Source organism: Halobacterium salinarum DSM 3754 (genome assembly GCF_008124605.1).
Lineage (GTDB): Archaea > Halobacteriota > Halobacteria > Halobacteriales > Halobacteriaceae > Halobacterium > Halobacterium salinarum.
This window is the reverse complement of sequence record NZ_VRYN01000015.1, coordinates 1-21071: the sequence shown is the minus strand read 5'-3', so window position 1 is coordinate 21071 and position 21071 is coordinate 1. Positions and strand designations below refer to the sequence as shown.

General features: G+C 56.3%; 19 protein-coding genes and 2 pseudogenes. 11 read left to right on the top strand and 10 right to left on the bottom strand.

Features of this window, described 5'->3' with window-relative positions; translation table 11 throughout:
- Nucleotides 1-169 (top strand): annotated as a pseudogene (locus APQ99_RS11780) (ISH3 family transposase); the annotation flags it as partial.
- A 171-nt stretch (nucleotides 170-340) separates the two neighbouring features.
- Here APQ99_RS11780 and APQ99_RS11775 read toward each other — a convergent pair.
- Together APQ99_RS11775 and APQ99_RS11770 are read right to left on the bottom strand one after the other, a co-directional pair.
- Nucleotides 341-988: pseudogene (locus tag APQ99_RS11775) on the bottom strand (ParA family protein); the annotation flags it as partial.
- Nucleotides 989-1154: 166 nt separating this feature from the next.
- Nucleotides 1155-2000 (bottom strand): DUF6414 family protein, encoded by an 846-nt coding sequence (locus APQ99_RS11770; protein WP_136361192.1) that lies wholly within the window; start codon nucleotides 1998-2000, stop codon nucleotides 1155-1157.
- A gap of 100 nt (nucleotides 2001-2100) precedes the next feature.
- Here APQ99_RS11770 and APQ99_RS11765 point away from each other — a divergent pair, with 100 nt between their 5' ends.
- Entirely contained in the window at nucleotides 2101-2565 is a 465-nt protein-coding gene (locus tag APQ99_RS11765; RefSeq protein WP_136361191.1) for a zinc ribbon domain-containing protein, read from the top strand.
- 94 nt (nucleotides 2566-2659) lie between these two features.
- Here the strand turns inward: APQ99_RS11765 and APQ99_RS11760 are convergent, their stop codons facing one another.
- A complete protein-coding gene (locus tag APQ99_RS11760; protein ID WP_136361190.1) occupies nucleotides 2660-2905 on the bottom strand; it encodes a type II toxin-antitoxin system HicA family toxin in 246 nt (81 codons plus the stop codon).
- Between the two features lie 84 nt (nucleotides 2906-2989).
- The gene (locus tag APQ99_RS11755; RefSeq protein ID WP_136361189.1) at nucleotides 2990-3196 is read right to left on the bottom strand and encodes a type II toxin-antitoxin system HicB family antitoxin; all 207 of its coding nucleotides are present in this window, start codon (nucleotides 3194-3196) and stop codon (nucleotides 2990-2992) included.
- Nucleotides 3197-3724: 528 nt separating this feature from the next.
- Between APQ99_RS11755 and APQ99_RS11750 the strand changes: the two genes are divergently transcribed.
- A complete protein-coding gene (locus tag APQ99_RS11750) occupies nucleotides 3725-4903 on the top strand; it encodes an orc1/cdc6 family replication initiation protein (RefSeq protein ID WP_136361188.1) in 1179 nt (392 codons plus the stop codon).
- Between the two features lie 623 nt (nucleotides 4904-5526).
- A complete protein-coding gene (locus tag APQ99_RS11745) occupies nucleotides 5527-5871 on the top strand; it encodes a hypothetical protein (RefSeq protein ID WP_249040719.1) in 345 nt (114 codons plus the stop codon).
- A 627-nt stretch (nucleotides 5872-6498) separates the two neighbouring features.
- On the opposite strand, the gene APQ99_RS11735 is transcribed toward APQ99_RS11745, so the two are convergent.
- Nucleotides 6499-6774, bottom strand: a complete 276-nt coding sequence (locus APQ99_RS11735) for a hypothetical protein (RefSeq protein ID WP_136361185.1) — start codon at nucleotides 6772-6774, stop codon at nucleotides 6499-6501.
- Nucleotides 6775-7209: 435 nt separating this feature from the next.
- Complete coding sequence (locus tag APQ99_RS11730) at nucleotides 7210-7821, bottom strand: HD domain-containing protein (protein ID WP_010890466.1); 612 nt, start codon at nucleotides 7819-7821, stop codon at nucleotides 7210-7212.
- Nucleotides 7822-8194: 373 nt separating this feature from the next.
- On the opposite strand from APQ99_RS11730, the gene APQ99_RS11725 reads away from it, so the two are divergent.
- The 6 genes from APQ99_RS11725 (at nucleotide 8195) to APQ99_RS11700 (ending at nucleotide 15689) form a co-directional block, all read left to right on the top strand.
- Nucleotides 8195-8998, top strand: a complete 804-nt coding sequence (locus APQ99_RS11725) for a hypothetical protein (protein ID WP_136361184.1) — start codon at nucleotides 8195-8197, stop codon at nucleotides 8996-8998.
- Nucleotides 8995-10239 carry a PD-(D/E)XK nuclease family protein gene (locus tag APQ99_RS11720; protein WP_136361183.1) on the top strand — a complete coding sequence of 415 codons (1245 nt, stop codon included), beginning with the start codon at nucleotides 8995-8997 and terminating at the stop codon, nucleotides 10237-10239. Before APQ99_RS11725 ends, APQ99_RS11720 begins: the two co-directional genes overlap by 4 nt.
- Entirely contained in the window at nucleotides 10229-13708 is a 3480-nt protein-coding gene (locus APQ99_RS11715; RefSeq protein ID WP_136361182.1) for a UvrD-helicase domain-containing protein, read from the top strand. The genes APQ99_RS11720 and APQ99_RS11715 overlap by 11 nt, the downstream gene beginning before the upstream one ends.
- Nucleotides 13709-13953: 245 nt before the next feature.
- Nucleotides 13954-14208: a hypothetical protein gene (locus APQ99_RS11710; protein ID WP_136361181.1), complete on the top strand. Its 255-nt coding sequence runs from the start codon at nucleotides 13954-13956 to the stop codon at nucleotides 14206-14208.
- A gap of 351 nt (nucleotides 14209-14559) precedes the next feature.
- The gene (locus APQ99_RS11705; protein WP_136361180.1) at nucleotides 14560-14940 is read left to right on the top strand and encodes a hypothetical protein; all 381 of its coding nucleotides are present in this window, start codon (nucleotides 14560-14562) and stop codon (nucleotides 14938-14940) included.
- Nucleotides 14941-15407: 467 nt separating this feature from the next.
- Nucleotides 15408-15689: a PadR family transcriptional regulator gene (locus tag APQ99_RS11700; protein WP_136361179.1), complete on the top strand. Its 282-nt coding sequence runs from the start codon at nucleotides 15408-15410 to the stop codon at nucleotides 15687-15689.
- A gap of 87 nt (nucleotides 15690-15776) precedes the next feature.
- On the opposite strand, the gene APQ99_RS11695 is transcribed toward APQ99_RS11700, so the two are convergent.
- Nucleotides 15777-16337 (bottom strand): TATA-box-binding protein, encoded by a 561-nt coding sequence (locus tag APQ99_RS11695; RefSeq protein ID WP_136361178.1) that lies wholly within the window; start codon nucleotides 16335-16337, stop codon nucleotides 15777-15779.
- A gap of 214 nt (nucleotides 16338-16551) precedes the next feature.
- Here APQ99_RS11695 and APQ99_RS11690 point away from each other — a divergent pair, with 214 nt between their 5' ends.
- On the top strand, nucleotides 16552-17553 hold the full coding sequence (locus APQ99_RS11690; RefSeq protein WP_136361177.1) for an IS630 family transposase: 1002 nt from the start codon (nucleotides 16552-16554) through the stop codon (nucleotides 17551-17553).
- A 61-nt stretch (nucleotides 17554-17614) separates the two neighbouring features.
- Here the strand turns inward: APQ99_RS11690 and APQ99_RS11685 are convergent, their stop codons facing one another.
- The 3 genes from APQ99_RS11685 to APQ99_RS11675 all read right to left on the bottom strand — a co-directional run bounded on the left by APQ99_RS11685 (nucleotide 17615) and on the right by APQ99_RS11675 (nucleotide 20953).
- Nucleotides 17615-19033 carry a PAS domain S-box protein gene (locus APQ99_RS11685; protein ID WP_136361176.1) on the bottom strand — a complete coding sequence of 473 codons (1419 nt, stop codon included), beginning with the start codon at nucleotides 19031-19033 and terminating at the stop codon, nucleotides 17615-17617.
- A gap of 36 nt (nucleotides 19034-19069) precedes the next feature.
- On the bottom strand, nucleotides 19070-19513 hold the full coding sequence (locus APQ99_RS11680; protein ID WP_136361175.1) for a pyridoxamine 5'-phosphate oxidase family protein: 444 nt from the start codon (nucleotides 19511-19513) through the stop codon (nucleotides 19070-19072).
- A 165-nt stretch (nucleotides 19514-19678) separates the two neighbouring features.
- The gene (locus tag APQ99_RS11675; RefSeq protein WP_148889182.1) at nucleotides 19679-20953 is read right to left on the bottom strand and encodes an IS4 family transposase; all 1275 of its coding nucleotides are present in this window, start codon (nucleotides 20951-20953) and stop codon (nucleotides 19679-19681) included.
- Nucleotides 20954-21071: the final 118 nt, after the last annotated feature.

The following is a 21071-nucleotide window of genomic DNA, read 5'->3' as shown; positions in this document are numbered from 1 at the left end:
GTATCTGCACTACGAATACGTGGCGACGCCGCGCCGAGGCGGGCGTCGCCTCTGGTGGTGGCCGTACAAGGAGTTCGTGAATATGGTTCGGCGGGCTGCGTGGACGGCCCTCGCGGTGCGTCGGGCCGTCCCCGCGAATCGGCCACCTGACGACCGGTTCCACCGGTAGTCACCGACCGAGCAAGCTCCCTTCAGGAGTGGCAACGCTGTCGCGTCGGCGGCTGACTGCCGCCGACAGCGACAGCTCCCTCTTCGATCAGCGTTGCTCGACCGTTACTGACGACTCATCACAACAGAACAGATGGCTCAGGTCAGGCTAACTGGCGATGCTTTGTGAGGTACTGAGTTTGGTGCGGTCATCAACCTTGTTCGGGAGGACCATCACGAGTTCGACGTCGATCCCGAAGTTCGACCGGATCTTCTCTAGGTCCTCACGGAGTGCGCCAGCCTGCTCGGCTTCGAAGGGCCCCATCTCTACAGGTGCAAGGACGTGGCGGGCGGCCCAGAGCCCGTTGTATGTGACGTTGTTCGACATTCCAGGGAGGTCGATGAGGACCACGTCGTAGGTGAGGTCCTCCACGTAGTCATCGAGGAAAGCCTCCAGGCGTGAGTAGCGCTCGCTGGCATCGTCGATGTTCCCCAGCTCGGCATCCAGCGTATCAAGGCCGGGATGGGCGGGGATAAGGTCAACGTCTTCGCCGGTTTCATAGACGAGGTCGTGGACAGCGTCGTCGCCGAGCTTCTCGGCGATGGTTGACCAGGCGTCGTCGAAGACGGTGCTGATGTTGGGCCACGCTTCGTCGGCGTCGATGGCGTCCTGGACGTCGCCCCAGACGCCGAATGCTTTGGCGAGGTCGCCCTGTTTGCCGGCTAGGTCGATGAGCAGGACGTCGTGGCCGTGTTGGGTGAGGGCGACGCCGAGGTGTGCGATGCTGGTTGTCTTGCCTGTACCACCTTTATCCAGGAAGCTGGCGATTCGTGCGGTCATTTAGGACACCCTATAGGATTCACTGTAGTAGTTCCTATAGTGTCTGCTATAGGTATAAAACCACGTCAGACGCTGGTTGGCCACAACGGATGCGAGCCCGACCGCCAGTGAATTATCAAGGTCTCTTTATTCAGTGTACATTACGGAATCGCTATTCAGAAACCTCCTAATACAGGTAGATTGCAACCGGTCGGATACGAACGTCTGGGTGGCTAATCTTGAAATCGTCCTCCGTCACGTTTCGATCAAGCAGCTCGGATGAACTCGATACCATCTGCTTGAGGAACATCCGCCGGTCCTGCTGGGTGTCTCTGTCATTTCCAGGTAGCAAGTCCATCACGTTCATCAGCCACTCTTCCTCTCCTCGATTGTACACGTGTTCCACGCGGCCCAAGACGTAGTAATCCGTATACTCCGACAGCTGGCCGTCCAACTCTCCTTCACCCAGCGAGAACACGACGTCGGCATCCATCGAACTTGTCGAAGTAGTGACCGTGTAGACATCCTCGCCAGACCCTAGTTCGTCAAGGAAGTCCTGAATATCCGATAGTGTGAACGTCTGTCCCTGTTCTTGGAACTCCATATCAAAGTCAAACATATCCAGATAGGGCTTGATGTCTCCAATCATATCTTGGAGATCGTTAATCGGTGATGCACGAATTTGCCCATGAGATTCGACGAAATCACCGCTTTCCAGATCCCGTCGATCATCCTCGGTAATCTCCTCAAAGGATGTGATGTCGTCGTCATCCTGAAGAATACCGTGCAGAACGGCGAACTTCCCGATGGAATCGAACTTCCGGATCAGTTCTGTCTCCTCCTCATCAGTCGATGACTTAGTGTACTTGAGCCGGATAATCTTGCTCAACCCACCGCCTTTGCCTGTGGTGTCAGAATCAAGAGAGCGTTCCACAACCTCCTGAATGTCACCTTCGTTCAGATAGCTGAACAGCCGGTCGATAATCTGGTCGTTTGTGTACACTACCTCAGGTGCATCGGAGATGGAAACCATACAGAATAGTTGTTAGTGTAACATATAATAGTTAGCATGAATACATTCCGGCATCTAAGGACACGCTGAGAACTATGCTCGCCGCCGGCGATGATGAGGTATGAACTACTGTCCTCAGTGTGGCCGTGAGGTCCTCACCGACGACGTCCACGTGTGCTACCACTGCAAGGAGCCACTCACCGAGAAGGCACCAAGCTCCCTCGCTGATAGCATACCCGACGACGTCGATCAAGAGTTGTTCCTAGAGGGATTCACTGCGCTGCTGGACAAGGAGATCGCGTCCATCACATCGAGTGTGACGCCCGACACCCGACAGACAGAGGAAGAGAGCCCTGGCGAGAGGATCAAGGTGGGCCGTCAGGTCAATCACCTGCGATTTCACGCGGTTGGCTACGGGAAAGGATTGATGCAGATGATGATGACGGAGGCTGAGGAAGCGAACTCTGGATTCTCGTACGATGATGAGGCGTACAGTCAGGCCTACCAGTGGGTGCAACAGACGGTGGATGACCGCCGTGAGTACATTCGAGTAGCCCTCCAAGAGGACACTGACTCCGACGCGTAGCCGGCTTACTGGCGCTTCACTCGGGTGTAATGAGCCTATAGGATGTACTATAGAGAATCCTGTAGGCCGCTACTGAGGTGAAGAAGACCGGGATTCAGAGCGTGTTATCGAGCCAGTCCAGGAAGGCATCGTAGTCGTGTGCGCCAGCCTGATCGGCGATCTCTCGAAGTGTTCCGGGAGCCAACTCGTCATGCATCGGCACGACGACGTGGCGGACGTCCCCGGTTTCGGGATGCTTGTAGGAGAGTTTCCGGTGGCTGCCGCCACCCCCGGTGGTCTCGAACCCATGCCGGGTGAGGACTTTCACGACCTCACGACCGGAGTACGTACGCCGACTCACTGCGCAAATCATCACCGGGTATGCACTAAAGCGCTCCGAACGCACGGTGACAAAAACGCGCCACGGAACGGGGGACTGCGGAGGTTAGAACCAGGGGGCGTCAGGCTCGCTGACGTCTTCTTCGTCGATAGGTTCGTTGTATAAATCAATGGCCTCGCTGAGGTTGGCGAGCGCTTCGGCGCGTGTCTCGCCTTGGCTGGTGACGCCGGTCTCCTCGTCGCGGGCGACATACCAGTCGCCATCCCGCGTGATCGAGATCGAGGAACTGGGGGAGGTGGCGCTCGAACCCATCTGCTTGAGTGGACCAACGTGGGACAGCGATAAAAGATTACCTGATATGCTGTCCTAGCGGCCTCGGTTGTCGCTGGTGGTCGTCAGAAGAGGACAGAAGCGGCGATAGCGAGGAGTGACCGCCCCGATGCGACTGCTTTCTTCACATGGCTGAGAGCCTGCCGGAATGAGGTGAATGCTTTCGCCGCGTTGTAAATCGTGCTGGCAACTGCTTGTAGGAAGCTGGGTTCTTCGTGGCGACCTGAGCTGACGTCTGGCTTCTTCGGGTGAGCGTGAAGAGTTGCCATGTGGAACTGTAGCAGACTGAGACACATAATCTAACCGGCGGATATGTCGATACAGCTAGTGCTACGGTTTGGAAGCAGTAGACTATGGTGGACGCGAAACGTATCCAAGTACAGTGATTTGGGAACAGCGGAAGTACTGGGGTTGGCAGAACCGTGTTTACTTATATATCCTCTACTTCAGAGGAAACACCGGAAGGGGGTGGTCGGTGGGTTTATTGTCTCATACTTTCCACGTGCATCCATGGCCGACTTCACGTTCGAACAGGACACCCAAATCTTCCGGGACCGAGACGCCCTCACGGAGGACTACACTCCGAACACACTCGTCGGCCGCGACGACGAACTGGAAGAGTTCCACGCGGCCCTCCAGCCAGTCATCAACGACGAGAACCCCTCCAACATCTTCCTCTACGGGAAAAGTGGGGTCGGGAAAACAGCCGCCACTCGATACCTCCTCGGCCAACTCCAAGAGGACGTCCAGGAAGTACCCGGCGTCAGTGTCACCGTCGTCGAAGTGAACTGTGACGGCCTTAACACCAGCTACCAGACCGCTATTGAGATTGTCAACCAGCTCCGGCCACACGAAAACCAGATTGCTTCGACCGGCTACCCCCAGTCGAAGGTCTACCAGTTCCTCTGGGAAGAACTAGATGCCTGCGATGGAACGGTCCTCATCGTCTTAGACGAAGTTGACCATCTCAACGATGACTCCATTCTCTACCAGCTCACCCGAGCTCGGGACAACGGCAACATCTCCGACATCAACCTCGGCATCATCGGCATCTCGAACGACCTGACGTTCCGCGAGAATCTCTCGTCGAAAGTCCGTTCATCCCTCTGTGAGCGCGTGGTCAGTTTCTCTGCCTACGATGCACGACAGCTCCGACAAGTCCTCAAACAGCGCAAAGAAGTAGCGTTCTACGACGACACGCTGAGTGAGGATGTTATCCCACTCTGTGCTGCTCACGGAGCGCGTGAGTCGGGCGATGCGCGACGGGCGCTCGATCTGCTCTTGATGGCGGGTGACCTTGCGAGAAAGAATCACGATGAGATGGTTCGAGAGGAACACGTCAGGCAAGGGAAAGAGGAGATCGAGAAGGAGATTATCGCTGAAGGGATTTCAGATCTCTCCGAACACGCACGGGTTCTCCTCCGGACGCTGATGAATATGACAAACGAGGACGCAACCCCGGCACGCACCCAGGATATTATCCCGATTTACCGGAAAATCTGTGAGGAGACGGGGAAGGATCCTGTGTCCGTGCGGTCGATTCGAGACAATCTTGCTGCCCTCAGCCAGCTCGGAATCACCTCCCGGAACGAGATTAACCAAGGTCGTAGTGGAGGGAAGTTCACGAAACACGAGTTGGTGTATGAAGTCCATACGGTCCAGTCCGCATTAGCGAGCATCGAGGACTGAGCCACCAACACCAGCCGCGGTGTCTGCAGGAGGGAAGACTGGACACCCCCACCCCACTGGTTCCGCTGTTCTGATGAAGAAGTGATGGGGATGGTTCAAACCATCCCCATCATTTAACGAATAAAGATGGAGTACGGACTAGTTTTATACTAACCACCATAAACCTATCTTCTAGAAAGAGACACAAACAGCGTGAACAGACATACCCACAGCAGAAACAACTAGAGATAACTGTACCAGCGGGAAGCCCGCCACCTAGCAGATCCAAAGAACAGCGGAAGCAGTGGGGTGGGAGGGTGGTCAATCATCTCGTCTCTTCTGATTCGAGGAACAGCGGAAGCGGTGGGGAGGGGAGACATTCCTATCCTATACCGACTTCTCGAACCAGCCACAACTCCTTCCCTCGCTCGCGTTCTGCAGACTCTTCAGAATGGCCCGGCCAGAGTTAACCAACAATCTGAACTGATACGTGCAAAGTGTTGGTTAAGGTTGGCGCGTCGATCATCCAGACACCGCCCGGTGACGGCTACTCGTCCACGTTCGGTGTATCCCCTGTGAAACGCCTGCAGTAGTTTCCCTTTCTCGGGAGTCTTAACCAACACTATTACGACCTAGTCATCCTAATGTTGGTTAAAACGATGGCCCACACACGCCCCAATCCACCGGACAGCATCGCCCAGTACATCCTCGATGGCCTCGATCGCCAGGGTCCCGAGGCGCTTCGCCAGATCGCTGAGCACGCTGAGGATCTGGCCGATTGGAAAGAAGCACAGGCAGCTGCTGAGATGGACAAAGAAGATGTCGTGCGTGAGGACAGCCAGGAGGATAACGACCGCCCTGTCGATGTTCCTGCGAAAGCCAGCGTCGTCATCAAGGAGATCAACAACAACCGCTACTACTACTATCAGTGGCGGGCCGGCGATCAGGTCAAATCTAAGTACAAGTCCCCAGTCGAAGCCGGCGAGTAGAACGCGCAACTACCGTCAAGTGCACTGATATTGAAGCGGATAGACATACTACTGCAAGGATTACTTGGAGGGAACATCGCTGTCCGGTCCTCGATTCGTTTCGACGAGGAACTCTACCGTATATTCCCAAGCATCCAGGTCGTAGTGAATCGTGGCGACATGCGTCCCGGGTTCGTGTGCCTCCAGGTCAACGGCGTCGCGGACGTCGTCGAATGCTGGAGTTTTCAAAAGAAAACCAAGGCGGATTCCCCTCCCCACCGTGGGCGGGGAGGAAGCCGACACTCGCTGCATCATACCAGTCTTTTAGTGAATGGCATCCCCCTAGTCTGGTAGTGGTCGGCGGCCCACAGTTGTCGCCGGCCACGGGCCGCAGTCAACCGGCCCCGAAGTCAGGGATGCCGACCCGTGAACGCCCGAAAACCCTTCGGGTATGACGCGGTGAGTCCACTGACAAGCCACGGGCCACCGTGCCCGTGGCAGTTGACCTTGGTTCCCCATCCGTAATCCGCCGGACTTCGGGACGTTGGCGGATCTGAACCAGTAGTGTAGCCGAGGTCACGCTCTCCCCGAGAATTCTCTCGGATTACGACTTTGTGATGTCCCGCCGCCTCTTCGTTCGGATCATCGTTAGTCATAGTCCTCGAAGAGGTCGTCAATCGCAGATTCGATGAATTCATTGCGAAGCTCGCACTCCTTGATTTTCACCTGTGCATCGAGTGTTCCCGCCAGTTGGTGTGCTAGTGTTCTTGGTTCGTCATCAAGGACGTCGCTCATTCCGGAATCAAGTTTCTTGATGATGGCTTCCCGGGCGTCGTTGGCGGCCTCATGGTTGGTGAAGACACCGTATGGATAGGATCCCGACGGACCGTCTGTATACACGACGAACGCTTTCGTGTTAGTCATCGATTTCACCTATCTCGTGGTCGTCGCTATCTGGGCACTCGCTCGTTTCTGGAGTATTGGCGGGGAGCCAGGAGCTATTACAGACTTTCCGTAACGTCCTATCGCCGCTTTCTTCTGGGTCATTCATCTGAGCGTACGCTGTTCGGTACCTGCGGCCGACAGCGTCCGCCACCTTGCGAGTAGTTACCTCGGTGTGTGTTCTCATGCAGACTCGTAAAAGAACCTCGCACTAAATGGTGCTGGTCAGGGGAGTAAGCGGACCGCTTACCGGATAAATCAGAGGATTGTTTCCGAGTTATCAGACAAGTCGTCACTGAATCCTAGTTGCGTACTCAACGCACATTCCTTGGCCAGTTTCCAATTAGAGTGAACGGGTTGAGATGCTAAGTATAGGGTGTACACTGACCGAGGAACCTGTAAGTGACAAAGACTAATTCATAGTTGGCAAGGTCGTCCGATTTCGCTTTCGTATTCCGATTTGATTTGCTTAAACAGGTCCTGGCCGAATTCTGTCTGGAAGCGTGGCGCGGCGGTAGCAAAGAACTCGTCTAGATTCTCGAACTCGGTGAAGTGGTCAGTTGTTTCGGCTTCATCGTACCTATTTTGGCGCTCATACTTGAGCGCCTGGAGACAATTATCAACAAGATCCATGTCTTTGACGAACTGTGCCGTCGGGGTGTCACGGGCTTCGTACTCTTCCCAGAGCGACAGCAGTTCGGAATCGTTGAAGGGCCCGACGAGATCGGTTACCGCGCTCCGTTCAGCCGTCTCTTTCTCGGACGTGGGAATGGTCTGGCGTCCGTCCTCCGCACGGGTTGCAATATCGCCCGTGCGAGCTTCGCCGAGGTCGTGAATGAGGGCCATCGTCACTGCTTTCTGGCGGTCAACATCTTCTTGGTCGGCATAGAGCAGACAAAGCGCCGCTGTCCCCCACGTGTGGGCTGCGACCGATTCAGGCGAGTCGACATTCCGGAGTTCCCATCCCGTCCGAAGTTCGTCCTTCAGGTCGAACCATTCGAGCAAGGATCCGAGTTCGTCTGTCATCATATCGGGGAAACAGCAAGCGGCCAATTCAAAATATCGAGATGATTCCGCCGAGCACCCACACTCAGTCAATAAGTTCGCAACCCTACTGAGCGGCTGTTTCACTCCTAATCCGCGCTATGAAAACTCCGCTCGATGTGGTGAGTGGCTTCAATACATATGGGGGGTTAGTGAATCCACCCCCACTTGCGAAATATCAGACAAGTCGGTAGTAGAATGTTAGACTTGAGGGGGTCCAGCGAAACAATATTACTAGCGGGCTTTGAAAATATTATAATACAGATCACATCCTCCAATCACAATACGTGGCAAGGATTCGGTGAGTAGCGAGCTAGTCCCTCTTGGCCATCCCTCTTCCACTAACTCTGACACCTCAATGACTCAGACACAGCAAGAACAACTTCCGAAGAATCTGACTCTCCACGTAGGAAACGAAGCATCTCTCTTAGAACGTGCAGACCACTCAACCCAACAGACGGAGTTGGTGTTGGCTCCCGTGGAGCTACACCGTCGAAACATCCAACGCAGACTGCGAGAATCCCAGACCCCAAAAACAAGTTTCCAATTCAGCGACCCGACAACAGTTGGGAAACAGCTCCTTGACGTCGCTGGCCTGCCGACAACGACGGTCGACCGCATCGATCGTTTATCGATGATTCGCTCCATACTGTCGGACGAGGATGTGTCGATCGCGTCACCGGTTGTGCCGTCGGAGCCACAGAGTGTTGAGCAGATTCGGACGGAGATTGAGGCTGTGACCGGCTTCCATCCGGAGCGACTCGACATCGTCCAGGATGTCGTTGGTGGGCTTCAAGCGCCGATCGATGCGGATGGCGCTGAGTTGCTTGACGCCGCAGTCAGTATCGAACAGGCACTCCGCCAGGTGACATCGACATCGACGTCGGTCTCTGACGTGGCGTTCGTTCGCCGCGCGGCGCGGGAGGTTCTTGCGACTGATGGTGCGATTTGGGAAGACGCGTTTCCAGACGTCGAGCGTGTATCACTAGTTGGTGTGAGCAGTGTTCCCGCTGCCTACATTGACCTCCTGCACGCCGTCCTGGCGTCGGTGGCCGTGCCGGTGCACGTCCATTTCCGGCGTGGGACTGGCTCATACCTCACTCAGCGGGCCTCGGAGTTGTTCGACGTCGCCAGCCCAGGAATGGTGGTGTTCGAGTCGTGACCGCGTCCGGTCGGCTCGCCCTTGCTGAGCCACTCGATGGCGCTGATGTCCCAGTTGCGGAGGTGGTGACGACGACGCGCCGTGAGGAGGCGCGAACCGTGATGGCGACTGTAGCCGCGTTACGTGATGTTGGCGTGCCGGTCCGTGACATCGCTGTGGTTGCACGCGACATGGACCAGTACGAGGAGCCACTGTATCGGGCTGCGATCCAATACGGGATTGCGCCCGTGTTCTGGGTGCAGCTCAGAGTAACCCAGACGCGGCCATACGCACTCATTGAGTCAGTCTGCGACGTACTGGGCGCGGAGGAGGTGTCTCGGGAGGTCCTATGTCGCCCACTCGAACATCGCTGGTGTCCCCCATCGGAAACATCGCCGTCATCATCGTGGCCACTTGATTCACAGACAGTCCAGCGGTTGATGCAGGAGCTACCAGATGAACCACGAACACTCGAAGCGTGGCGGGACGATCTTGCCACAACTCAGGAGAGAGATGACTGTCTCATGACGTACATTACGTGGCTCACCGACTGTCCAGAGCCAACGCCGACTGTAGTCACAGATCGCCTCCTCAGTGTTGTTGACCGGTATGAGGAGCTCGGGCTGCCGGTGACGAAAACGCGTGATTGCCCGGCGCTTATTGAGACAGAACGGGACGCGCGAGCAATCATTCGCGTGAAAACGCTCATCCAGCAACTTCGCTATAAGTACGCTGACCGCCTCGATGAAGGATCGCTTGACCAGTCATGGAGTAGCGTCGCGGAGTTGAGTCAGTTGATCGCAACCCAGCGACCCGGTCGACGAGAACACTCGAACGCACATGCCGTGGATATCTTCGAGGCGAACGATATCTGGCTGTTGGACATCCCGTACGTCATCGCCGTTGGATTAGTGGACGGTGAGTGGCCGGCGCAACCCGAAAGCGTTGTGCCCCCAGAACTTCAGGAAGAAATCCTTCGGGGAGAAGGGCGTACAGGAGCGCTTGCACCGCGGACGGCGTGGACGACTGGCCGAGACCGTGACCAGTTTGGGGACACCGTGCAGGCCGCTGGAGACGGGTTGGTCGTGACTCGCCACACCGAATCCACGTCTGGTGACGAGCGACGACCATCTCCGTTACTGGACCAGTTGAACACCACAGTCGTTCCAGCCGATGAGCGACGACAACTGGTGAGTCCCAGTCGAGACCTCCCAGACGCTGTCGAAGCGATGCTCAACGAGGAGGAGACCTATGCCAAGTGACGAGCCGATTCGACTGCGGAACGCACAACGAACCATTCGTGATGCGTACTTCCAACATGAGTCTGGATTGTTCACGCTCAACTGCGTTCCGGGCGCAGGGAAGTCTGAGGTCTCCGACCACATCGGTGCAGAGGACATCCTTCGTCGGTATGTCGCGGGGGATCCAACACCCGAGCAGCGAGTCGCAGTCATCTCATTCAACCGCAGCGAGGCGGAGAATCTCATCCCGGACATCTGTACCCGGCTTCGAGAACTCGTCGAACACGATCTGATCCCCGCCGCGAACGATGTATCTGACGAGGAACTGGAATACCTGATTCAGCGAATCAGACACGCTCCTTTCGTCGGAACGATTGACGGTGTCCTTCGGGACGTGCTGAGTGATATCGCTCCCGACATCGGTTTCGAGGAGATGCCAACCGTCGGAAACCCCGCTCGACAGAACCAGCTGCATACCACCTGTTACCACCGTATTCAGGAGGACTCCGACATCGTACAGCGACTGGCGCGGCTGGAGGCTGCGTACCCCGCTGGTGAGCACGGTGACGACATGACCGAGATGCTTGAGACTGCGGTCAGGTACTGCCGAAACCGCCGACTCTCAACCGATGAGTTCCGGACTGGTCTCGAACAGACCGTTGACGACACCTACCCGGACGGCGCTCCAGACTCGTTCGGTGACATCATCACCGCAATCGAACGCTATGTCGGCGCAGACGTTGACAAGAATGCCTACGACGATATTGGCGATGAGGAGCTCGACGCGATCTGTGACGCAGATGCGCGTCTCTACGACGCCTGGCGTGCTAGAGTCGACGACTTCTGCGCGGTCCTTGAGACGTACCGGCGAACGTACCGGCATGCCATCCGTGACGAGGAGGTTGTGTCACACACGGATGTTGCGTACCTCGTCGACGCGTACTTTGCTGGCCGACTCGATGACATTGATGACGCTCAGCGATCCCGCATCCAACAGCGGTATCACACGCGGATTCGGAGCCTGATTATCGACGAAGCGCAGGACGTCTCTGCGATCCAGCACGCGGCACTCTCGCATCTGGTGACATCCAATACGCGGGTGTTTTGCGCGGGAGATCTCCTCCAGAGCATCTACCGCTGGCGGCACGCTGACCCAACTCTCTTCGAGACCGCGGCAGACGAAGGCGAGTATTTAGGAGTTGATTGGGATATTCACGAGCATCGGACTGCGAAAACGACGTACCGATGTGTTCCGGACATCGCTAGTGCGATCAACGAAATCTCCGAGGCGGCACTCACGGATTCTGCCCGTGGAAACCTCGGCGACGTAAATGTCCGATATCCGGGGCTCGAAGCGAGTCGGGACTCGACGACTGGTTCGAGTATTCATATTGCGGCCTTCGACCCAATTCCGTCACATCCTGATTCAACTGCGTGGGTTAATCCCAAAGAGGGGCGCGGAGAAGCGGCGACGCTGGCAACGCTCATTTCAAATGGGCTCGCTGACGGAACGTTCACTGACGACGACGATGCCCCTCTCGGAATCACCGTGTTGTTCCGGTGGTCGTCGAAGATGGACGCCTACGAGGAAGCGTTCGCCGGCGAAGACTTGAGTGTGCGGACAGCGAGTGAAGATCTCTTCGAGTGCGACGCCGTAACCACGGTGCTCGATGTGTGTGAGTGGTTGGTCGCGCCGACTGCCACTGAGCAAACTCGCCAGCTTGTCACGGAGTCGAGTCTCGGACTTGGGTCGCTCAAACCTGCCTTCGAAACACATTGTTGGAGCCTTGATGCGGTGCTCAGCGACTGCGAACTCACGGACGCCCACCAAGACATCCTTAACAGTCTCATTGAGCTCCGCAACCGGCGTGAACGGTTCTTCTCGCAGCCTGCTGGAACATACGTCGAGGACATCATCAAGGCGCTTGCTCTCCGGGCAGACCCCCACGAACGCTTCGACATCACCCCGGCACAGCGAGTCGCCAACCTCGATGCACTCGTTGATACCCTCCAAGAGTGGGAAACAGACGACCACATAGACCTACGCGAACTTTCCGAGCTGATCGACCCGTTCCGCCAACAGGCCCACTTGGGCCCGAACCAGCCAAGCACCGCTGACACAAGCCACGATGTGGAATTTCGGACAATCCACGACGCAAAGGGTGACCAAGACGACGTCATAGTCGTAGCGAATCCTGGCTTCGACCTCTGGAAGCACGGGCCACAAGCGCAACGCTTCATTTCTCAAGGCAGTATCAACGCCCTCAGGCCACCAACAAACACCGACACCCCCGAAGACGTGTCGCTCCCACCGTTCACCAACGGACTGTACGAGCCAGAAAACCAGTGGGACCGCGACGTCGGATTACGATGGACGACAAGTCACTGGTGTAACAATATCGAGGACGCTGCAGACCCGACATCGTTGCTCGGTCCCGACCGACTCGTCCGAGCGGCGGCGAACAAGCGAGCAGAAGCATGGCGACTGCTGTACGTCGCTCTCACACGGGCACAAGACCACCTCGTTGTCCCACTCCCACGGTCACGCCCCTATGAACCACGGCCACGTGACCGGTGGCTCGACACGATTCGAGACGCCCTCAACTTCACCGGCGATCAGACAGGGACATACACGGTTGATACAGAACCACGTTCCTTCGACGTCGGCGTCAACGACGTCGCCCTAGATGCAACATGGCGGAATACGTCCCGTTCCCGGGATGACGACGTCGCCGTGAACCCCCCGTGCCGCGCGAATCTCGCCCCCTGGGTACCACGGTTCGTCAACCCGAGTACGATGTACCCACTTACCGAAGCTCCCGACACGCACGTACTCAACCACCTCCTCGGGAACGCCCTACACACAGACGCGAACGACGTTCCGGACCACGTCCCCCTCCGGTTCGACACCCTCGGCCCAGACGACATCGGCTCCTGCTTACACAAGGTACTGACCACACTCGTCGACCGTGACGTACCGGAACCCACACTCCGCAACGCCGGCGACGAGGTTCGACACGTGTTCGACGACATCCTGAACGACCATGCTAAACGGATCGGCGACGATGAACGCGACGAACTGTTCACCTTCTTCGAAGAGGAGGTACTGGACGACTTCCTCGCGTCGGATCTATGGGCGCGAATCCAGCGGGCCGAGCGAGTTACCGTGGAGAGACCAATCGATGGCCTCGTGACGAACAACGACGTTGAGATTGAGGTCCACGGAACGAGCGATTTCGTCGTCGAGTCACCCTCAGGCGAGCAGCATGTGTCCGACGTGAAGATCACACTGACGAAGCCAACGGCAGAGACCCAACGGCGGTACAAACTTCAAGTAACGGCCTACTCGTACCTGTTTGAGCAGCAAGAACACTCGACAACCCCCGTAGACGGGACAGTGGAAACCTTCGGAGTTGCGCGTGACACGATCGACCCATCTTGGCCGGCTGATATTGTCGAACGGAGACTTACAGCTCTCATTCGACAGTAGCCGGCAATCGCATTGCAACACCCAGATTTGTAAAACGCTTTTGCGTAGAGGAATGTTGGTAGAGAGCCTTCCGGCGATTTCGCTGTCGTTGTGTCTCACTGGTGGACGGGACCGAACAGGGGTGTCACCGTTTCTACCGAAGGTTCGATTGACCCAGACCGAGACGAGAGTTCGCTACCAACAAACTCCGCCACAAGAGCGGGGGTGGAAACAGATTTGACTGGCGACGGGAAACAGGAGACACGATGGCAGAGCGAGAGGCAGACACCGCGGACAGTGGAGCGTTGCCAGTGGACCCGAGGGACCTGCTAGCGGTGGCAACTGACGAGTCCGTCGACCCGTACCGACGGGAAGCCGCTATCAAACGCCTCGGGGAAGTCTCTGGACCGGCCGAACGCTATCTAGAGGCGTTGGCTAGCGGTGAGGCGTTGTCGCCGATTGAGCAGTCGTTGGCGACGACCGTCCTCAACGAGCGATTGCGTGCGCGGACCAACGAGTAGCCCTAGGTGGGCCGCCGTCGAGACGGTAGTGAGAACCCCAGCCAGTGTTATCAGGCGTAATAGCTGCCCCAGTACGCTTATCTGTGCGGGTTGATGGGTCATGATTGGTGGCCGCGGAGAGGGTGTCATAGAACGACCCGTACGCCATTTCTTTCGCCACAACCGAAATGAACTATACGTTCACTACACCTGCGTATCTTGCCCTGTTGAATGGCGGTGATTGCGTACGCAAACAGAATGGCGCCAGATTTTGTAGTCTCACAATTGGTATCCCTGTATGCCAGCTCAGAAATCGCTGTTCAACAGAACACGTTGGACAACATTTATGATAAACTCTCTTCATTTTGTGGTATGCCACTTCCGTTAAAGAAGAGTGAGTTGGAAGAAGGAGAGACGTACACGGCCGTAGTAGATAGGTTCAGCAACTCCGGTAACGCAATCATTAATATCGTTGGTCAGAACCGACATGTGAATGTGGGCCCAATTGATTGCGAACAGGGCACAAGAATTGATTTCGAGGTTACTGATATAACAAGCGGAACAATGGTTAACGCTAAGTGCAGGTCTCAAAACTCCTCACCTACCTCTTCTGGGTTATTGGATAGCATGGGTGTTGACGCTGAGACCCTCACAGAGATCACCGACGAGCAAGAGGAAAGAGATGAGGGTGGGGAAAATAATTACAAGACTCCTCCGGAGAAGAACGACCTGATTAGCCGTCGGAAGCCTTGATACTTGACACTGCGTTCTGAAGGCGTTCTTAGCGAATCATCGAACTCTCAATCTGAGTGTGCGAACTATTCTATGACACCCTCGGCCGCGGAGGTTGTCACACGCTCCACACCCGCCACCTGATACCCCTTCCTCACGTACCTACTGAGAACGGGAAGCCAGCGACCACTACGTTGGAGTGGATGCGTACAGCTGGGGGGAGACGAGAGTGCTCCGGGCCGCCGGCTGCTGGCAGGAAACATCCACGCGTGTGGGGAATAAGTGGCGGTCATCTGACGGCGAGTCAGGTCGCTAATCTCCCAAGAGGCGATCTGGTACCAGCGACTGCCAACAGGCGTGTCGTCTGTGGCTGGTCTAGGTAGACGAGGGCTCTGAGCAGTCTTCCTGTCTAGTTGCGCCGCTCATAGCAAAGGTACTACGCTCGAGGTGTTCCGAAGGCCTATATTTTCTACCGTGAACTAGGGTGTATGCACGATTTGACGGGGTTTCAGCGTGATTTGCTGTACGTCATTGGCGGGTTAGATGAGCCACACGGGCTTGCTGTGAAGGCTGAACTGGAGGAGTACTACGAATCCGAGATTCATCACGGGCGGCTCTACCCGAATCTCGATACACTCGTTGACAAGGGCCTGGTTGAGAAAGGCGAGGTAGACCAGCGCACAAACTCCTATGCGCTCACCCGGCGTGGCCGCCGCGAGCTTACTGCGCGACGCGACTGGGAAACCCAGTACGTCAACATCAGCGAGTAACAGCCCGCCTCCAGCGTTCAACATGGGTGTCACCCACTCCAGCACCACTGCTCCCATCGCGTGAGAGTCCTGAATATATCTGTGGACTCACGCGAGCAGGCCGAGGTCAGTGAGCCGGTCTTCGACGTGTCCCAGCGCGTGCTGGGCGTCCACTGGTTTCTGTGCACCGGTAATCACGAGTTTCCCACTCCCGAACAAGAGCACGACGACGTCGGGGTCGTCAAGCCGGTAGACAAGCCCGGGGAACTGTTCGGGTTCGTACTCGATTTGCTCTAATCCCAGGCCGATCGCAATCGCGTTCAAGTTCAACGATTGCTCGAGACTCGCGCTGGAGACGATATTCTGCACCTCAATCGGCGGATTACTGTCGACATCGATGCCTAACTCACGGAGGTCCTCAAACACGATCTCGAGGGCTTCGTGAACGTCATCGACGCTTTTTGCGCCGGTGCAGACGACTTTCCCCGAGCGGAAGATCAGCGTGGCTGATTTCGGCTCCTGGAGGCGGTAGACAATCCCGGGGAAGTCCTCCGGATTGTACTTAGCGCCATTGAGATCGGTTGCGAGTTGGTCGAGGGCGAGTTCCTGGCCGAGATCACTAGATGCAACAACGTTCTCGATATGAATGGTGTCCGCGAGCGTGCTCATACGGGGTATTTGACGAACAAATCACTTAAATAACGGATGGAACTGTGTGGCGCTGGTGAGACCCTCAACGGGTACTAGATTCGAGTATAGGCCGCTAAGTACAGATCAAGAGTCTGCTAGTACGACCTCAAGGATCGGTCATTCACCAGTTCAGAAACTTCAACAGCTATAGTAACCGGTAGAACTTTTCACTCAGAGATAGTTGCAGTAGCTAGTGAATCATCTCGACGAGATCATCGTCGAGGAATTGCAAGACGCTCTCGACAACGTGGACGGAAAGAAGCCGACAAAACGGCTCTTAGCGGCAATCGCGTACAAGAATTGTGTAACGCAGACCGAGCTAGCCGAGTGGTACGACGTGCAGCGACGGACCATCTACAGCTGGCTCAAGCGACTCGACACTGACGAGTCGCTTGAGCAAGCCGTGTCTGACGATAAACGAACTGGGAGAAAGCGTAAACTCTCAGAATCACAGCAGGAAGCATTCGAAGAAACCGTTCACGATCCACCTGAAGAGGTCGGGATTGACGCGCCGGCGTGGACGCCGGCGCTTGCTCAAGAGTATCTCGAAGAAACATACGGCGCTGAGTATTCAATCCCGAGTTGTCGGCGATTGCTGAAAGAAGCGGGATTGAGCTATCAAAAACCACGCCGTTCAGCCGCCGAAGCCGACGAAGATGACCACAAAGAATTCCACGACGAGCTCAAAAAAAAGCGGCGGGAAATGGACGCCACCGTAGTCTGTATCGATCAAACCAAGAAATCCGTGCAAGTTGAGCCGCGTGCCGCGTGGTTTCCGCGCGGCACGCGGCCCTCGGTCGAGCTTTCAGGCCAACGTGATTGGACGTGTCTGCTGGGCGCGATCACCGAGGACGGTGATCGCTTCTTCTCTCGGTTCACCGAGTACGTCACGGCCGAACACGCAAAACATTTCATTTTAGCATTATGTGAAGAATTCGAAGATGACTTGATCGTCGTGTTGGACGGAGCGCCGTATTTTCAGGCGTCGGCGGTCACGGACCTGGCGGCCCGTGACGACCTCGCCTTCGTGACGTTACCCTCGTATTCACCGGAGTTGAATCCGGTCGAAGAATGCTGGAGACAGCTGCAAGCCGCGCTGAGCAACCGCTTCTTTGACTCACTCGACGAGCTAACGACCGCAATCGATACCGCTCTCAACCAGCTCTCCGTTCCAAAAGTGAGCAATTACTTCTAACGTCTACTATAGCCAATCCACACCAACGTTTGGCTGCAGGATTGGCGAGCAGCAGAGCCGTTTATTTCTCGGTACTGGGTTTGATATCCGTGATTTCGAAGCGCGCACCGCCTGTCCTACTCTCGGTGACATCAATCTCCCAGCCATGCGCATCGACGACTTCTCGCACAATAGAAAGTCCGAAGCCGGTCCCGGTCTCGGTGCTTGTATGGCCCGTTTCGAACACCTGCTCTCGTTCAGTTGGCGGAATCCCGGGACCATCGTCTGCAACGTAGAACCCACTTTCGAGATCGCCGACGGTGATCGTGACGTCGTCGCCGCCGTGTTCGACAGCGTTCCGAATGAGATTCCCGAACAACTGTCGGAGGCGGCTCTCGTCCGCATCAACGGTGCTCATCGTCTCGACGTTGAGTGTGGCGTCCGCTGTTTCGACCGTCGCCCAACTCTCCCTGACACAGTCGCCGAGAGTGACCGGCTCGGTGTCGTCGATAGTCTTCCCTTGGCGAGCGAGCATGAGGATATTCTCGATGAGTTCCTGCATACGCTCGTGAGCGTTCCAAATCTCGTCGATGTGTGAGCTCTCGTGCTTCTCGGCGAGCAGGTCGAGATGGCCGCTGGCGACATTAAGCGGGTTGCGGAGGTCGTGACTGACGACATTCGCAAAGTCTTCAAGTTCTTGAGTTCGCTGCTTGAGCGCTTCTTCGGCTTGTTTCCGGTCAGTGATGTCGAGGTATGTTGCAAGCGATTCCTTGTGGGGCTCGCTCCCGAACGCAGTTGCAGTGAGGAGGAACGTCCTCTCGTTACCATCGGCGGTGTACCGCGTCACTTCCCTGCGGACACGCTCGCCGCGCCGCACCTGCTCGTTTATTTCCCGTGCCTGCCTCGACCCATCCTCCGCAACAATGAGGTTGTCGAGCAGCGCCCCACTGAGTTGGGTGTCGGTGAAGCCGAACGTGTCTTTGAATGCTTGGTTGGCTTGCTCTATTTTGAGGGTATCGTCGTCGAAGGCAGTGATGACAAGCGGAACAGGGACAGCATCAAGGAGGCTGGCGAATCGGTTGCGTTCCTGCTGAAGTCGTTCCTGGGACTCTCGAAGGTCGGTGATGTCCTCGTTAATGGCGACGAATCGCAGGATCTCCCCATCATCGTCGGTGACCGGAGAGATGGTTTGTTTGACGACATACCGCTCGCCGTTTTTCCGCTCGTTGATGATCTGGCCTTTCCAGACATCGCCATTGAGGATTCTATCCCAGAGGCGCTCGTAGAACTGTTCAGAATGAACGCCGGACTGGACGAGGTTGGCGTTGTTCCCGATTGCGTCGTCGGCGGTGTATCCGGTTTGCTCTTCGAATGCCGGGTTGACGTACTCGATCCGGCCGGTTATATCGGTCCAGTAGATGGCGTGGCCCGTGCTTTCGACGGCCTCCTGGAAGACGCGTACATCCGTCGGTAGGTTGGGTGAGTCTGGCCGTGAGTCCATGTTATAGTGCAAAGCCGTGTTTCGAGGGTGAGGGAATTATTGATCGATGGGTGAGACGGAGAATTGTTCGAATTCTCGGCCGGTGATCGTGGTCGGTGCCAACTGGTAGTAGTTCATAGTGACGTCTTTGAGTGTCGTTTCGGGGGAGATGTTCAGGGTGGGAATGGACGCATTTTCTGTAATTGCGCTGGCGGCCTGCGGCTGCTTGTCTTCGGGGACGTGCTCGACTGGCCCTTGTACAAGCACGCTCTTTGCTGGCTGTTCATCATAGACTGTGAGCGTCGCTGTCTCCGTCGTCTCAAGAAACGCCATCTTTTTGCTCGCTGGCGTGTAAGCGAACTGGAAGTACACGGTCTCACCGTCGTAGCCGAACGACTCCGGAATAGAGTACGCCTCGTCGCCATCGGTAAGCGCTAACACGCCGACCCCCGACTCACGGAGCACGGCGTCACACTCCGTACTTATCAACTCAGTCGCCATACAAGATCGACTCTACACGGCTTTGAACATGTTCCGATTTGGGTACGGAGCTTGCTAAAGTGGCACACCTACGGAGCGGCTGTTTCACTCCGAATCGGCGCTGTGAAAAACCCGCCTCGATGTGGTGAGTGGCTTCGATACGTATAGAGGGTCATCCGTCTTTAGTTAAGCTTCACACCTCGGTTGTGTAGCGGTAACGAGCGTCTCTTGTAAGATTGGTCGTTGCTTGTGGATCTTTTGAGCGTCTTCGATCAGCCGGTCGAGCAGCGGCGGTGGTGAATAGCCGAGGAACTCACCGAGTTCGTGGAGAATGAGCTGGGCGTGCGACCGAAAGGTCGCCGCCCAGCGCTCCGTCGGAAACACAAGCTCATCATCCGCCTGCTCGGTGACTAAATCCAACAGATCACGGCTCACAAGCAGCGACAGCAGCGCTGCGTACAATAAGATCCTCACCACGTGTTCGTCACTCGTGTCGAACTCGTCCAATTCGTACTGCGTCTTCAGCTCCCGGAACAGCAACTCAACTTCCCACCGACAGCGGTAGATCTCCGCTAAATCCGCCGGAAAGAACTCCTTCCTCGCTAAATTCGTCATGTACAGGTGGTAGTCGTCGGCGTCCTCGTCGCGGACGCCGACGACGCGAAATCGCTTCGTATCTAGTGACCGCGTCCCATTGTACGGCCCTCGTTTGAATTCGACTTCGACTTCTACATCGATGTACGTCCGATCGAGATCGTCGAGAACAGCTCGGAGCTGCTTGCCCTCTAAGGGAATGGCGCGACCGCGCCATTCCCGTAACTCCCTCGTAATCAGCGGATTCGCGTTCTGCTTCAGCCGACTCACGAAGGAGCCGCCGTTCTCGTCGATCAGCGCAAACCGGCGGTACTTGAAGTACGCGAGATCGAACAACACGAGGCGATTCTCAAGCCACGGCCCCGTGTTGAACAAGGTGCTGTCGTGCGTTTTCTCGTTAGCAGTATCGAGCCGTTCAATCGTCTGCTCGGTGGCATTGTGGAGCAGGTGGAGGTTCGCTCCAGCCTGCTCCTCGTGGCGGGCTTCGAACTGATCTGAGAGAAATTCGTGTAACCGCAACACCGTTCCATCAGCGATCATCACGTCTCTAAATCGGTCGAGATCAGCGTCAACAGCGTTAGGAACAGCGACCTCGTCGAGCGCGGCCTCGACGAGGTCGCGGAGGTACTCCGCAAGCGTCGGTGTCAACCGCTGATAGAATCCACCCGGAGAGATCGTTTCATCGGCAGTAGAGTTGTAACAGCGTCTAAACCCGGCGAGTGTTCGGCTTTCGCCTGCGGCGAAGCCGAACACGAACGCCCAAACGAAGGCAGGGATCTGGAGCTTGCGGTCACGTTCGACCACGCCGAGTTCCTCGGCGTGTTCTTCGAGGAACTCAGAGGGAAACAGTGTAGTGAGCCGACGCATGATTCTCGTTGAGGAGCGAGGGTTGTGCACAGACTTCTCCTCCTCATTCCTCTCGAAAAGTAGCCTCGATAAGCCGTCGCTGTCACGCGGTTCTCGTCTTAGCTAAAGACGGATGATT